This window comes from Streptomyces sp. NPDC001700, from assembly GCF_053596435.1.
Genome location: NZ_JBSFGE010000004.1, coordinates 183229 through 197840, shown reverse-complemented (window position 1 = coordinate 197840; position 14612 = coordinate 183229). Strand labels below are relative to the sequence as shown.

Genomic DNA, 14612 nt, shown 5'->3' with positions numbered 1-14612 from the left:
CCTCCCCGCCGCGCACCCTCCACGGGTAATCTGCGGCCGTGATGGACATACCGGAGCGATTACGGGAGTGGTGGGCGCGGGGCCGGGCGTTGTCGGCGGCCAATCCGCTGGCCGTCGACATCGGGGTCGCGCTCCTGGTCCAGGCGGCGATCACGATGCCGTTCGTAGTGCCGCGCCCGGCCGGGTCCGGACCGGCGACCTGGCCCGCGTACGGGCTGATCACGCTCACCGTGATCCCCCTGATCTGGCGTCGGCGGGCTCCCCTCGCCGTCCTGATCGCGATCCTGGCGACCAGCGCGCTGTACAAGCTGGCGCTGGACGGGCCCGGGCAGCCGCTGCCGTACACCGGCCTCGTCATCGTCTACACGATCGCCGTCCTGTCCCCGCCGGGGAAGCGGCTGATCACCGGGGTCCTGGCGCTGTTCGCCGTGCCGTTGTCGGTGTGGCTCAACACCCGGACGGCACGTGAACTCACCTTCTCGTTCTTCGTGTTCGCGGCCGCCTATGGCTTCGGGCGGCTGACCGTCGCCCGGCAGCGCGCCCACCGGGTCGAGGCAGCACAGGCCGCCGCGCGGGAACGGGCCCGGATCGCACGGGAGATGCACGACATCCTCTCCCACGCGGTGAGCCTGATGATCGTGCAGGCCGAGGCGGGCCCCGTGGCGGTGCGTACGGCCCCGGAGCGGGCCGAGGCGGCCTTCGACGCGATCTCCGAGGCGGGCCGGGACGCCATGGCGCAGCTGCGCCGCATGCTGGGGGTGCTGCGCGAGGGCGACGAGCCGGGCGGCGCCCCGCGCGCCCCGCAACCGGGCCTGGCCGATCTGCCCGGTCTCCTCGACCGGGTGCGGACCAGCGGCCTCGATGTCGTCTACGGAACGGCCGGGCCCGTACGGCCGCTGACGGACGCGACCGGGGCGACGGTCTTCCGTATCGTCCAGGAGGCGCTGACGAACACGGTGCGGCACGCGGCCGCCCGCACCGTCTCGGTTCACCTCACGTACACGGAGGCGGAGTTGGACATCCGGGTGACGGACGACGGGCGCGGTCCCCGGCCCGGTTCCGGGGGCGGCCACGGCCTCGTCGGGGTCCGGGAGCGGGCGGCGGCCCACGGCGGTACGGCGGTCACCGGGCCGGGCCCGGACGGCCGGGGCTTCGAGGTGCGGGTACGCATCCCCGTACCGTCCACGGCGGAGGCGACACAGGCGGCGGAGGTGGCGCGGTGACGATCCGGGTGGTGGTGGCCGACGACCAGGAGCTGGTGCGCGGCGGTTTCGCGATGATCCTGGACGCCCAGCCGGACATCGAGGTGGTCGCGGAGGCGGGCGACGGATCCGAGGCGGTCGAGGCCGTACGGCGGCACACGCCCGAGGTGGCGCTGCTCGACATCCGGATGCCGGGCATGGACGGCATCGAGGCCTGCCGCGAGATCAGCGCGATCAGCGAGATCAGCGCGGACGGCGCGGACGGCGGCTGCCGGACGGTGATGCTGACGACCTTCGACTCGGACGAGTACGTGTACGAGGCGCTGCACGCGGGAGCCAGCGGCTTCCTGCTGAAGGACGTACGCCGGGATGATCTGGTGCACGCCGTACGGGTGGTGGCGCGGGGCGACTCGCTGCTCGCGCCGTCCGTGGCCCGGCGTCTGGTGGAGCAGTACACCCGCCCCGCCGCCCGCACGCGGCGGCCCGATTCCCGCCTGGACGCGTTGACCGGGCGGGAGCGGGAGACGCTGCTGCTCCTCGCGCGGGGCCTGTCGAACGCCGAGATCGCGGCGGAGCTGGTCGTCAGCGACCACACGGTCAAGACGCATGTCGGCAATGTGCTCGCCAAGCTGGGGCTGCGGGACCGGATCCAGGCGGTGATCTGCGCGTATGAGACGGGCCTGGTCACAGCCGGGGATCCCCCGCCCGGGGGAGCGGCCCGGCCCGGATCCTCCCCCGCGTCGGCGAGGGACTGACCCGGCGGAACCCGCCTGTGCGGGCGATCCGCGAAGGGCCGCTGGTCAGCAGGATGGAGCCATCGAGAACAACGGCTCACACCCATGGAGTTGACCATGAAGCGCACCACCCGCACGCTGCTGGCCACCGTGCTCGTCGTGGGGGTCACAGCGGGCCCGGGGGTCCTTCCGGCCCTCGCGTCCGCCCCGCCCCACGCGGTCTCGGCGCGGCCCGCGGACCCCACGGTGCCCGCCCTTGAAGCGGCCATCGCGAACCTGCCGACATCGGACGCGACGGCCGCGCTGGTCAGGGTCGGTGGCACCGAGGGCGTCTGGCGGGGCAGTTCGGGCGTACATGACCTCAAGACCAACCGGCCCGCCGACCCGGGCGGCCGCTTCCGTGCCGGTTCGGTGACCAAGGTCTTCACGGCGGCCGTCGCCCTGCGATTGGCCGCCGAGGACAGACTCGACCTGGACCGCAGCGCCCGCTCCTACCTGCCGGAGCTGATCCCCGCGTCGTACAAGAGGGTCACCGTCCGGCAACTGCTCAACCACACCCATGGCATCCCGGCCCCCGACTTCCCCTGGGACACGGTCGAGGAGGTGTACGCGGACCGCTTCCGCGTCTATGACCCCGAGGACATGGTCCGCTCGGCGACCGCGAAGAAGCCCGAGTTCGCGCCGGGCACCAGCCAGCACTATCTGAACATCGGCTACACGATCGCCGGTCTGCTGATCGAGCGTGTCACGGGCGACTCGTACGAGCGTCAGGTGGCCCGCCGGGTCCTGAAGCCGCTCGGGCTGTGCGACACCTACTCCCCGGAGGCGGATCCGCGCATCGTCGGCCCGCACAACCACGGCTACCAGAGGATGAGGCTGGACGACGGCACGACCGGCCTGCGCGACGTCTCGGTGTGGGGGGCGACGGACGCCTGGGCGGCCGGGGACATCATCTCGACCACGGCGGACCTGGAGCGGTTCACGAAGGCCCTGTTCGAGGGCCGGGTGGTGCGCGGGCCGCTGCTGCGGGAGATGTTCACGCTGCCGAAGGTGAAGGACTTCAAGACCGGTGCCCCGGCCGCCTACGCCGTCGGCCTGTCGATGAAGAAACTGGGCGGCCGTGAAGTGTGGGGGAAGACCGGCGGCCGCTGGGGCTACAACACGGCCGTCGCCTCCACCCGCGACGGCTCCCGCACCCTGGTCTACAGCGTCAACTCCACCGACGCCAAGGGGCAGGACATGGACGAGGTGGCCAGGAACCTCATGGTGGCCGCCTACGGCGAGCCCGCGTCATGACGGCCGCGGTGGGGCTCTATCACCGTCACCCCGCCCCTGGCCGCCGACGGCAGCGCGGTCAGGGCCTCGGGTACGGCGTCCAGGCATATGAGGTCGGTGACCAGCAGATCCGGCCGTAGCGTCCCGGCGTCGACCATCTCCATCATCGGCCCGTACGCGTGGGCGGCCATGCCGTGGCTGCCCAGCAGCTGGAGTTCCAGGGCGATGACCCGGTCCATCGGGAGCATCGGCTTTCCGGCGGCGGGCGGCAGCAGGCCGATCTGGACGTGGCGGCCGTGGCGGCGGAGGCTGCTCACGGAGGCCGCGCAGGTACGGGGCGAGCCCAGCGCGTCCACCGAGACATGGGCGCCGCCGCCCGTCGCGTCCGCGACGGCCTCGGCCACCGAGCCCAGGGTGGAGGAGGCGTCCACGCAGACCGCCGCGCCGAGGCGGGAGGCCAGGGCGAGCGCCCGCGCGGAGATGTCGACCGCGACGACCCGCGCCCCGCAGGCCGCCGCGATCATGACGGCGGACAGTCCGACCCCGCCGCAGCCGTGCACCGCGACCCATTCGCCCGGGGCGACCCGGCCCTGGGTCACCACCGCGCGGAAGGCGGTCGCGAAGCGGCAGCCGAGCGAGGCGGCGGTGGTGAAGGGCAGTTCGCCGCGGAGGCCGACGAGGTTGATGTCGGCGTTCTCGACCGCGACGTACTCGGCGAACGACCCCCAGTGGGTGAAGCCCGGCTGCGTCTGCCGCTCGCACACCTGCTGGGCGCCGTCCGCGCACGCGGCGCAGCGCCCGCAGGCGCAGACGAAGGGCACGGTGACCCGCCGCCCGGGCCGCCAGTTCGTGACGTCGGGGCCGATCTCCTCGATCGTGCCCGCGAGTTCATGGCCGGGGACGTGCGGCAGCCGGATGTCCGCGTCGTGGCCCATCCAGCCGTGCCAGTCGCTGCGGCACAGCCCGGTGGCCTCGACGCGGATCACCACGCCGCTCCGGGAGGGGGCGGGATCGTCGACGGTCCGTACCTCCGGCCTGCGCCCGAAGTCGTCGAACACCACAGCACGCATGAACCCGCTCCCTCGTTAGCCACCGGTTCGGGTCGCCCGAACCTACACCACGGTGTGCTCAGCGCTTGTCGCGCTGTCCGTCCGCGAGTTGCCGGGTCGTGTTCCCGGCACCGGCCTGGCGCTGGGCGCGCTCGGCGAGGGTGGGGAAGAGACCGCCGAGGGCGCTGCCGAAGCGCAGCTCCAGCGGGGCCACGTTCACCTCGCCCCGGTTCCGCTCGATCGCGCGGACGGTGGCGGCCGCCACCCGGCGGGTGGTGGTCGTACGTACTCCGGGCGGGGTGCTGGCGCCGGAGTCGGCGAACATCCCGGCGTCGCCGACGAACCCGGGCTGCACCAGCGTGACCCCGACGCCCGTGCCGTGCAGGTCCTGCCGCAGCCCGAGCGCGAACCCGCGCAGCCCGAACTTGGCCGCGTTGTAGAGCGCGGCGCCGGGGGAGGCGGTACGGCCCGACAGCGAGCCGATCATCACCAGCTGCCCGGATCCGGCGGCCACCATCCGCGGCGCCATCAGCCGGGACAGCAGCAGCGGGGCGCGGAGGTTGACGTCGAGGGCGCGGTCCAGGTGCTCGGTGTCGTAGCCGAGGACCTCACCGCTGGAGGGCAGCGCCGCGTTGGCTATGAGGATGCGGGTGTCCGCCGCCTCCGCCTCCTCGACCAGCCGCTCCAGATCGGACCGGTCGGCCAGGTCGGCGACGATCGGACGGGCGCCGAGCCGCTCGGCCAGCGGCCGCAGCACCTCCTCGCGGCGCCCCGTGAGCAGCAGCTTGGCGCCCTTGGCGGCGAGGGCCCGGGCGAGGGTCTGCCCGATGCCCCCGGTCGCTCCGGTGAGCAGGACGGTGGTGCCGCTGATCCGCATGCGTTCTCCTCCGGGGACGGTGGTGTGCGGGGCGGACAGTGCTACACGCCGCCGCCCCACGCCGAACCGTACCCGCCGGTAGACCCTTACGCGCCCCCGGGATCCATGCCGCTGGCCCGGGCTATCGCCTCGACCTCGCGCCGGTCGCGCTCCTGCTGGTTGCCCAGCTCGACCACCAACTGCAGCCCGTGCGGCCCCAGCAGACTGGTCAGCTTGGCCAGCTCCCGCCCGAGCGCGGGGGTGAACAGATCCCGGTCGAGCGCGGTGAACGGTACGTCGATACCGGGGGCGCCCGAGGACCGGCCCACGATGGCGTCGTTGATGCCGTGCAGGATGCGCAGCAGCAGATCGTACGACGCGGGGTCGAGGCGCGACTGAAGCTCGGCCAGGTGGAGCGCGAAGTCCTTCGCGCGCTCCAGGAAGTGCTCTTCGTCCATCCCACCATCGTGGCGAAAACCGTGGCGCAGCGCCCCGGGAACCGGGGATTCTGCGGCGAAGGCTAATGACCACGGGTGATTGTGCTGCCGAGCCCGTACACTCGGCGCGCGTTGTCCGCGCCGAGGAGCGCCGCCACCCGCCCCGCGTCGCCGCCCGACCACGCGCCCTCGCGCACCCACTGCTCCAGCAGCCCGCCCAGCGCCTCCCGGAACAGCCGCGCGCCCACCACGTACAGCTCGGGCAGCCCGTAGGCGTCGGTGGAGAAGAGCACCTTGCCGAACGGGGCCAGCTCCAGCATCTCGGCGAGCACCGCCCCGGCCCGCGCCCCGGTGTGGGTCAGGGACAGGCCGACGTCGGCGTAGACATGCGGGAAGACGGCGGCGAGGTAGGCCGCGCCTCGGTGGTACGGATAGCCGTGCAGCAGGATCAGCGAGCAGCCGGTGGGGCGGACCGCGCGGATGAAGTCGGTGAGCGCGAGCGGATCGCAGCGGTCCAGCCGCAGATCCGGATCGCCGAAGCCGGTGTGCAGCTGGAGCGGCAGCCCGGTGCGGGCCGCGGACCACAGCAGATGGCGCAGCAGCACCGGGTCGGTCACCCGGGCGGCGGGCGGGCCGCCCTCGGTGCGGTGGGCGAGCCAGCGCTCGGTCGCGGTGTGCACGGCGGCGGGGGCCGGTGGGTCGGGGTCGAAGTGGAGTCCGTAGCGGTAGGCGGCCACCGACTTGAAGCCCGCGGCGGTCCGGGCGGCCTCCCGGATCCCGTCGGCGAGCCCGGCCAGGAAGTCGTCGGCGCTGCGCGAGGTGTCGGCGGTGCGCTCCGCGAGGTGCTCCAGCCGGACGATCTCGTGGGCGGTGCCCCCGGCCGCGGCGGCCAGCTCGTCCGGGGTGGTGAGATCGCCGGGGAGGCCGGTGTCGACGAGGAATTCGGTGATCCCGGCGGCGGTCAGCAGCCGCCGGTTGACCTCCCGCGTCCCCAGCTCCCGCCGCCGGGCGAGATAGCGGGCGGGCGGGCAGTGGGGGTCCAGGCCGAGCAGCGGCGGGCACCAGCGGCGCAGCGCGAAGCCCAGCTGGCTGTCGAAGAAGGTGGTGCCGAGCGCGGCGGGCGCGTCGGACTCGGTCAGGAACGCCTCGAACGCGGCGGGGTCCAGTTCGCGGCGGGCCACTCCATGACAGTGGTGGTCCACCAGCGGCGGCAGAGACGGCCCGGTGGGCGCCGTCCCCTCGGCGGAGTGCATCGTTCAGTACCGTCCCCGGGTCGCGGCCGCGATGTCCTGCGGGGTGGCCTTCTCGAACAGCGCCGCCTCGGCGCGGCGTACGGCGGCGATGGACTCGAAGAGCGGATCGCCCAGCGCCTCGCGCAGCACCGCCGAGTCCTCGAAGTGTTCCAGCGAGTCGAGCAGCGAGGTGGGCAGCCGCCGCTCCCGGCCCGTGTGCGCCGGGTCGCCGGAGACCGGTGGCGGCAGGGTGAGCCCGGCGTCGAGCCCGGCGAGCCCGGCGGCGATGACCGCGCCCGTCACCAGATAAGGGTTGGCGGCCGGGTCGAAGCACTTGACCTCGGCGTTGGCCGCGCCCGGGTCGTCCGGGGCGCCGGTGATGAAGCGCACCGCGGCCTCGCGGTTCTCCAGCCCCCAGCACTGGTACGCCCCGGCCCAGCGGGAGGGTTCGAGCCGCAGATAGCTCGCGGGGGAGGGGGCGCCGATGGCGAGCAGGGCGGGCAGGGCGCGCAGCACTCCGGCGAGGAACGCCTCGCTGGTCGCGGTCATGCCGTGCGGTCCGTCCCCGTCCCGGCACAGATTGCGGTGGCCCTGCCACAGACTCAGGTGCAGATGGCCGCCGTTGCCGACCGTGCCCGCCTCGGCCACCGGGCCGAACAGCGGGGTCAGCCCGTGCCGCGACGACACCCCGCGGATCGTCTCGCGGACGAGGACGGCCAGATCGGCGGCGCCCACCGGGTCCGCGGGCGCCACGGACACCTCGAACTGCCCGGCCGCGTACTCCGGGTGCAGCTGCAGCACCTCCACGCCCTGGGTGTGCAGCGTGTCGAGCAGGTCGGCGAGGTAGCCGGAGAGGTCGACCAGGCGCGCCATGCCGTAGGCCGGGCCCGCCCCGGCGTAGGCCGCCGCGCCGTCCGAGCCGGGCGTGTCGCGTGCGGTGACGACCCACTCGGTCTCGAACCCCATGCGCACCGCGAGCCCCCGCCCGTGCGCCCGCTCGGTCATCCGGCGGGCGAACAGCCGCTGGCAGGCGGGGTGTTCCAGGCCGGACTGGGCGTATCGGTCCACCGGGGCCCACGCCCAGCCGGGCTGGGCGGCCAGCGGGGTGAGCCGCCCGAGATCGGGGAAGAGCCGCAGATCGCCGTCGGGCCCGCCGATATGAGGGCTCGTCGTCATGGAGTCGTCCACGAGATACACGTCGAAGACCGGGGACATGCCGACGCCCCGCCGGGCGCTCTGGGCGAGCCGCCCGGTGGGCACGGACTTGACCCGGGTGATTCCCGCGTTGTCCACCCAGGTCAGCGCGATGCCATGGATGCCCTGCGCGGTGAGCCGGTCGGCTTCCTGCCGCGCTTGTGCCTGTGCCTGTTCGCGATCGCCCGTCCCCATGGGCTACCTCCTCCGCCGCGGCCTGTACGCCGAGACTATTGCCTGCGGAGGGCATTATGGTGACGGATTGTCCCGAACGCATACGGGGCGTGACGGTGGGATATGCCTTCCCCATAACCGTCGCGAATGTCCCGGGCCGTCTCAGCGCCCCAGGTGCTCGGTGATGTCGTGCAGGACGACACGCGCGGCGGTCGGCCCGGCGTTGAGGTACCAGGGGTCGTCGTCCACGGTGACGGCGTGTCCGGCGCGCACGGCGTCGAGCTTCTTCCACAGCGGATTGGCGAGATAGGCGCCCGCGTCCGTCTTCCCGGGGCGGCCCTGGATGGAGTAGAAGATCCAGTCGCCGTCCATCTCGGGGATCCGCTCACCGCTCAGATCCTGGGAGATGTCGTCGAAGCGCTGCGACTTCGGGCGGCCGAGGCCCATGTCGTCGGCGATGGTGCCGGTGAAGGACTTCGCGCCGAACATCCGGACCCGGTCCGGGTTGAACCGCACCATGGACAGCTCCGTGTCCTCACCCCCCAGCTTCCCGCCCTGCCGCGCGGCGTCCTTCTCGAAGCGGCTGACGATCGAGACCGCCCGGTCGCGCTGGCCGACCGCGTCCGCGACGGTCAGCAGGTCCTTCTTCCAGTTGACCCCGCGGCCCTTGGTGACGACGGTCGGCGCGATGGCCGACAGGGTCGGGTAGAGGTCGCCCTGGGTGCTGTTGACCAGGATCAGATCGGGCCCCGCGGCCGCGAGCTTCTCCATGGCGGGGGAGTCGCGGGTGCCGATGTCCGTCATCGCCGCGAGCGCCTTCGCCTTGCCGGGGAAGGCGTCGCGCAGATAGTCCGGGACCAGACCGGCGTTGTCGGCGCGGGTGGTGGCGGCGGGCACGAGGCCGAGGGCGAGCAGATCGTCGAGCTGTCCGGTGCTGATCACCGCGATGCGCTTCGGCTTCGCCTTGACCGGTGTGCTGCCGCGTTCATGGACGACGGTACGGGGGAAGGCGCCGTCCGCCTGCCGGGCGCCCGGCTTCCGCGTGGACGCCGACGACGAGTCCGCGGACTGAGCGGGGCCGCAGCCGGTGAGGACGGTCGCCGCCAGGGCGGCGGCGAGCAGGGGAAACAGACGGTGGTTGCGCACGAACGACTCCAGAGGCTTAGGTGAGCCTTACCTTAGCCTGGGCGTGTGGTCAGGGTTCTCTCGCGGGGCGAGTGTTCTCCTGGAGGACGTCGGTCAGGCAGGCGAGGTACATCTCGATGGCCTGGGCGGGCTCCCGCACCCGCTTCCCCGACAGCTTCGCGATCTTCTCCAGCCGGTACAGCAGCGTGTTCCGGTGGATGTGCAGCCCCTCCGCGGCCCGCACCAGATGGAAGCCGCCCTCCGCCCAGCCGATCAGCGTCTCGCGCAGCGTCGGCCAGTCCGGCTGGCCACGCAGATCCCCCAGCACCGCATCGGCGAACCGCGCCCGCCCCTGGCCAGGAACCGACCCCAGCAGATGCGGTATCCGCAGGTCGCAGGCGGTGAAGACCCGGTCGCCCGGGGAGACGGCCGGTCCGGTGCGCAGCGCGGTGGCCGCGTCCCGGTAGGAGTGGTGCATCCCGGTGGTGCCCGTGCCGGGCTCGCCGACGGCCATCCGCCCGTCCAGACCGTGGCGTTCACGCAGCAGCGACAGCAGCTGGCCGCAGGCGTCGGCGAGCCGTCCCGGGGTCGTGCGCTCACCGTGCGCGGCGGCCAGCACCACGTACCGCCCCGCCGCCTGCTCGCCCGCCACGTCCTGCCGGTCCCGGAACACCTCCCGTACGGTCCGCAGCACCGTGATCCGGGACACCGCCGCGCCCGCGCCCGCCGTACGCACCTCCAGCAGCAGCGCGGCCCGGGGCGCCCCGGGGGCCAGGCCCAGTTCCACCGCGCGGGCGTCCACCGCACCGGCGTCGACCACCTCGGGGTCGTAGAGCGCGACATCCCGTACGAAGTCGTCGACCGCCCGCTCATGGAGCATGCGTGAGCGCAGCAGCGCGTGCTCCTCCAGCAGGATCTCGGCCTGCCGCCGCACCACCAGCCCGAAGCGGTCCACCTCCGCCGGTTTCCCGGTGAGACAGACCGTGCCGATGACCTCCTCGCCGACGGTGATCGGCAGGCTCATCCCGTGCCGCACCCCGCGCATCCGGCTCGCCTGCCCGGCGGTGTGGATGGCGGGCCGCCCGGTGCGCACCACCTCCAGCGACGCCTCGTGGACGGTGCCGACGCGCGAGAGGTCGCCGCAGCCGATGACGACCGCCCCGGGATCGGTGATCAGCACATTGAAGCCGGTGATCCGGCCGATGTCATGGGCGATCTCCTGAGCCAGCTGCGGCGTCAGGACGGGGTGGCCGCTCAGAGGGTCCATGGGCGGATCGTACAAGCGACCCCGCCGCACCGGGGACCGGTTCGTGCGGCTCTTACGATGACCCCGTGGCCCGTGCTGCCTACCGTCTTCCGACATCAGCACCGGGCGTCCCGCGACCGCCCGGCCATCCGTCCTCCTCCTCCCCAGGAGCCCCACCTCCGGAGACGGCCTATGAGCACCGCGTCACTCGAGAAATCCCGTCCCACCCGCACCCACTGGCTCATCACGCTCTACGCGGGCGGCGGCGAGTTCTGCGACGGCTACATCCTCAGCATCATCGGCGTCGCACTCCCGCTCCTCACCGCCGACTACCACCTCGACTCCTTCGACGCCGGGGTCATCGGCTCGGCCTCGCTGGTCGGCATGTTCGCCGGTGGCCTGATCTTCGGCTATGTCACCGACCGGGTCGGGCGGCAGAAGGTCTATCTCTTCGACATCGCCGCGTTCATCGTGCTGTCGGCGGCACAGTTCTTCGTCGCCGACCCATGGCAGCTCACCGTGCTGCGCTTCCTCATGGGCATCGCCATCGGCGCGGACTTCGCCATCGCGGGCACCATCGCCTCCGAGTTCGCACCCCGCAACTCCCGGGGCCCGCTGCTGGTCATCATGGTCACCATGTGGTCGGTCGGCGCCGCCGTCGCGTACGTCGTCGGCTGGGCGATGCTGTCCTCCGGCCACGACGACTGGCGCTGGATGCTCGCGAGCAGCGCCCTCCCGGCCGCGCTCATCCTGCTGCTGCGGTTCGGCACCCCCGAGTCGCCGCGCTGGCTGCTCAGCAAGGGGCGTACCGACGAGGCGCAGGCCGTGCTCACACAGATGCTGGGCCCGGGCGCGAGCGTGGCCGACCTGGAGGCGGACACCGCCTCGCGCACCCGCTACGGCGACATCTTCCGCGGCGCCTATCTGCGCAGGACCGTCTTCGTCAGCGTGTTCTGGGCCTGTCAGCTGCTGCCCATCTACGCCATCACCACCTACGAACCCACCATCCTGGCCTCCTTCGGACTGGCCGACGGCAACGACTCCTACCTCGGCGCGGTCGTGGTGCAGATCTTCTTCGTCCTCGGCTCGCTGTCGGGAATCCTGGTGGTCAACAAGGGGCGGCGCACCCTGCTGCTGTGGAGCTTCGGCCTCTCCGCCATCCCGCTGCTCTGCCTCGCCGCCCTCGCCCACCCGGCACCGGCCGTCGTGGTCGTCCTCTTCGCGGCCTTCGGCGTGGCGTGCTTCTCCAGCCAGTGCCTGCAGGCCATTTACCCCTCCGAACTGTTCCCGACCGGGGTGCGCGCCACCGCCAACGGCTTCGCCACCGGCATCAGCCGGGTCGGCGCCGCCATCGGCACCTGGGGAGCGCCCGTCGTCCTCGCGCACAGCACCCGGCTGGCGATGCTCCTCGGCGCGGTCATCTGCGCCATCGGCTGGGCCGCCTCGTACGTCCTCGCGCCGGAGACCAGCGGGCTGACCCTCGCCGACGCCAGCTCGGCGGAGCGCGACGGCGACCCGCGCGGCCGCTCCCGCCTGCGCCGCGATGCCGCCCCGACCACCGACGCCGCCCCGACTACCGATGCCTCCCCGACCACGTCGCGGTCCGCGGTGAAGGAGACCTCATGACCTCCCCCGGCACCCCGCCCTCCTCGGTCACGGTCGTCGGCGGCGGAGTCGTCGGCCTGGTGTGCGCCCACTACCTCAGCGCCGCCGGGCTGCGGGTCACCGTCCTGGAACGCGACCGGCTGGGCAGCGGCGCCTCCCGTGGCAACGCCGGGGAGGTCTGCCCCGACTTGGTGGAACCGCTCGCCGCCCCCGGCGTCATCGGCGCCGCGCTGCGCGGACTGCACCGCCCGGACAGCGCCCTGGCGGTCCATCCGTCGACCAGCGCCGCACTGCTGCGCTTCCTCGTCCGCTTCGGGCTGCGGGCCACCGCACGCCACTACGACCGTGGGGCGAGCGCCCTCGGCGCCCTCGCGCAGGGCACCTTCGGGCTCTTCGAGGAGCTGGAGGCGCTCGGCGTGGACGGGGACGCGCACAAGGACGGGTTCCTGTTCGCCTTCCCGTCCCGCGAGTACGCCGCCAAGGCGCTCACCGCCTTCCGTGGTCTCGGCGCGCCGATCGCCACCGGCGGGCTGCTCACCGGGGCCGCCCTCGCGGACACCGAACCCGCGCTCACCGAGGGGGCCCGGGCGGGGTTCGTGGTGGACGACCAGTGGTCGCTGGACCCCGGGCTCTTCGTGGACCGGCTGGCCGAGCGGCTGCGCCGCCAGGGCGTCGAACTCGTCGAGGGCGCCCGGGTGTCGGCCGTGACGGACCGGGCCGGGCGCACCGAGGTGCGGACCTCGGCGGGGACGTACCGCAGCGACGCGGTGGTCGTCGCCGCGGGCATCTGGTCCCGCGAACTGGTACGTGGCCTCGGCGTGGACATCGATCTGGTGGCGGGCAAGGGCTACAGCTTCTCGGTGGCGGCCGAGCCCCCGCCCGCCCGGCTCGTCCACCTCGGCGCGGCCAAGGTGGTGCTCACGCCGATGGGCAAGCGGGTCCGGGTCGCCGGGACGATGGAGTTCGAGCGCGACCCGGACCGGTTCCGGCGGCGGCGCGTCGAGGCCATCGTGGCGGCCGCGCGCCCGTATCTGCGCCACGCCGACTGGGACGACCTCCAGGAGGAGTGGGTGGGTCCGCGCCCGATGACCCCCGACGGGCTGCCGCTGATCGGCCGGGTGCCCGGCCACTCCCGGGTGCTGCTGGCCACCGGCCACAACATGCTCGGGCTGATGCTCGCCCCCGCCACCGGACGGCTGGTGGCCGGGCTGCTGACGGGGGATGCGGATCCGGCCCTTTCCTCCGCGTTTGCCCCGGTACGGTGCGCTCGGCGCTATCCTTGGCGTGTGCATGGCAATTCGCCTGTCAAGAGGAGAGTCCAGTGATGAGACGCAGGACCGTACTCGCGAGCGCGTTAGGCATCGGCGGCGGCCTTCTGCTGCCGGGGACCGGGGCGGCCCACGCGGCCCGGGCGGACTGGTCGCGGGCAGTGGTGGACTCCACCATCGCCCGCAAGCCGGACCCGAAGACGCTCGGCGGCTGGGGCTATACCCAAGGGCTGTTCCTGCTGGGGGCGTACCGCGTCTACCAGCGGGTGGGCGAGCCCTCGTACCTGGCGTACATCAAGCGCTGGGTGGACAACCACGTGGACGCCGACGGCCATATGAGCCGCACCTTCGACAACCTCGACGCCATGCAGTCCGGAAACCTGCTGCTGATACTCCACCGGGAGACCGGCGACACGCGCTACCGGACCGCCGCCGACCAGATCCGCGGCCGCTTCGCCGACTACCCGCGCACCACGGACGGCGGCATGTGGCACGCCACCGGCAAGACCAACGAGCTGTGGGCCGACGGTGTGTTCATGGCCCAGCCGTTCCTGCTGCGGTACGGCCTCGCGTACGGCGACAAGGCGTACGCGTATGACGAGGTCACCCGGAACCTCTCGGTGTACTTCCGCCACCTCAAGGCGTCGAACGGGCTGCTCTACCACGCCTATGACGCGGACGGCGACGCCCCCTGGAACCCGGACGACACCACCGGCACCTCCGCCCACTTCTGGGCCCGCGCCATCGGCTGGACCGCGATGACGCACATCGAGGTGCTGGAGATGCTGCCCGCCCGCCATCCGCGCCGCGCCGAACTCATCGCCAACGTACGGCACTTGGCCAAGGGGTTCGTGCGCTACCAGGACCGGGCGACCGGCCGCTGGTTCCAGGTCGTCGACCGGGCGGACGAGCCGGGCAACTGGCTGGAGACCTCGGCCTCCAGCATGTACACCCTGATGCTGCACGCCGCCTGGGAACACGGCTGGCTCCACGGTGGCGGCTACGCGGCGGCCGCGCGCCGGGGCTACCGGGGCGTCCTGGACAAGGTGACGGTCGACGCGGACGGGCTGACCAGCATCGCCGACATCAGCGAGGGCACCAACGTCGGTGATCTGGCGTACTACTTCGGGCGCAAGCGCAACACGAACGACCTGCATGGGCTGGGCGCCTTCCTGCTGATGAACGAGCGGCTCGCGCGCTGACGCGCGGATGCGG

General features: G+C 72.9%; 13 protein-coding genes. 6 read left to right on the top strand and 7 right to left on the bottom strand.

The window, feature by feature from the left end; translation table 11 throughout:
• Window positions 1–41 precede the first annotated feature (41 nt).
• The 3 genes from ACWC5C_RS09330 to ACWC5C_RS09320 all read left to right on the top strand — a co-directional run bounded on the left by ACWC5C_RS09330 (window position 42) and on the right by ACWC5C_RS09320 (window position 3232).
• The gene (locus tag ACWC5C_RS09330) at window positions 42–1223 is read left to right on the top strand and encodes a sensor histidine kinase (RefSeq protein WP_450875138.1); all 1182 of its coding nucleotides are present in this window, start codon (window positions 42–44) and stop codon (window positions 1221–1223) included.
• Window positions 1220–1957, top strand: a complete 738-nt coding sequence (locus ACWC5C_RS09325; RefSeq protein ID WP_450874848.1) for a response regulator — start codon at window positions 1220–1222, stop codon at window positions 1955–1957. The genes ACWC5C_RS09330 and ACWC5C_RS09325 overlap by 4 nt, the downstream gene beginning before the upstream one ends.
• 96 nt (window positions 1958–2053) lie before the next feature.
• Window positions 2054–3232 carry a serine hydrolase domain-containing protein gene (locus ACWC5C_RS09320; RefSeq protein WP_450874847.1) on the top strand — a complete coding sequence of 393 codons (1179 nt, stop codon included), beginning with the start codon at window positions 2054–2056 and terminating at the stop codon, window positions 3230–3232.
• On the opposite strand, the gene ACWC5C_RS09315 is transcribed toward ACWC5C_RS09320, so the two are convergent.
• The 7 genes from ACWC5C_RS09315 to ACWC5C_RS09285 all read right to left on the bottom strand — a co-directional run bounded on the left by ACWC5C_RS09315 (window position 3211) and on the right by ACWC5C_RS09285 (window position 10545).
• The gene (locus ACWC5C_RS09315) at window positions 3211–4281 is read right to left on the bottom strand and encodes a zinc-dependent alcohol dehydrogenase family protein (protein WP_450874846.1); all 1071 of its coding nucleotides are present in this window, start codon (window positions 4279–4281) and stop codon (window positions 3211–3213) included. The genes ACWC5C_RS09320 and ACWC5C_RS09315 overlap by 22 nt on opposite strands.
• Before the next feature lie 58 nt (window positions 4282–4339).
• Window positions 4340–5137, bottom strand: coding sequence for an SDR family NAD(P)-dependent oxidoreductase (locus ACWC5C_RS09310; RefSeq protein WP_450874845.1), 798 nt, complete (start codon window positions 5135–5137; stop codon window positions 4340–4342).
• 86 nt (window positions 5138–5223) lie between these two features.
• Window positions 5224–5574, bottom strand: a complete 351-nt coding sequence (locus ACWC5C_RS09305) for a hypothetical protein (RefSeq protein WP_385439702.1) — start codon at window positions 5572–5574, stop codon at window positions 5224–5226.
• A 62-nt stretch (window positions 5575–5636) separates the two neighbouring features.
• Complete coding sequence (locus tag ACWC5C_RS09300; protein WP_450874844.1) at window positions 5637–6806, bottom strand: amidohydrolase family protein; 1170 nt, start codon at window positions 6804–6806, stop codon at window positions 5637–5639.
• A gap of 3 nt (window positions 6807–6809) precedes the next feature.
• Window positions 6810–8174, bottom strand: a complete 1365-nt coding sequence (locus tag ACWC5C_RS09295) for a glutamine synthetase (protein WP_450874843.1) — start codon at window positions 8172–8174, stop codon at window positions 6810–6812.
• Window positions 8175–8315: 141 nt separating this feature from the next.
• The gene (locus tag ACWC5C_RS09290; protein WP_450874842.1) at window positions 8316–9299 is read right to left on the bottom strand and encodes an ABC transporter substrate-binding protein; all 984 of its coding nucleotides are present in this window, start codon (window positions 9297–9299) and stop codon (window positions 8316–8318) included.
• A gap of 49 nt (window positions 9300–9348) precedes the next feature.
• Window positions 9349–10545: a CdaR family transcriptional regulator gene (locus ACWC5C_RS09285; RefSeq protein ID WP_450874841.1), complete on the bottom strand. Its 1197-nt coding sequence runs from the start codon at window positions 10543–10545 to the stop codon at window positions 9349–9351.
• Between the two features lie 171 nt (window positions 10546–10716).
• Here ACWC5C_RS09285 and ACWC5C_RS09280 point away from each other — a divergent pair, with 171 nt between their 5' ends.
• From ACWC5C_RS09280 to ACWC5C_RS09270, 3 genes are read left to right on the top strand one after another with little or no spacing between them, the layout of a single operon-like run.
• Window positions 10717–12150: an MFS transporter gene (locus tag ACWC5C_RS09280; RefSeq protein WP_450874840.1), complete on the top strand. Its 1434-nt coding sequence runs from the start codon at window positions 10717–10719 to the stop codon at window positions 12148–12150.
• On the top strand, window positions 12147–13454 hold the full coding sequence (locus ACWC5C_RS09275) for an NAD(P)/FAD-dependent oxidoreductase (protein ID WP_450874839.1): 1308 nt from the start codon (window positions 12147–12149) through the stop codon (window positions 13452–13454). The genes ACWC5C_RS09280 and ACWC5C_RS09275 overlap by 4 nt, the downstream gene beginning before the upstream one ends.
• On the top strand, window positions 13454–14599 hold the full coding sequence (locus ACWC5C_RS09270) for a glycoside hydrolase family 88/105 protein (RefSeq protein ID WP_450874838.1): 1146 nt from the start codon (window positions 13454–13456) through the stop codon (window positions 14597–14599). The genes ACWC5C_RS09275 and ACWC5C_RS09270 overlap by 1 nt, the downstream gene beginning before the upstream one ends.
• Window positions 14600–14612: the final 13 nt, after the last annotated feature.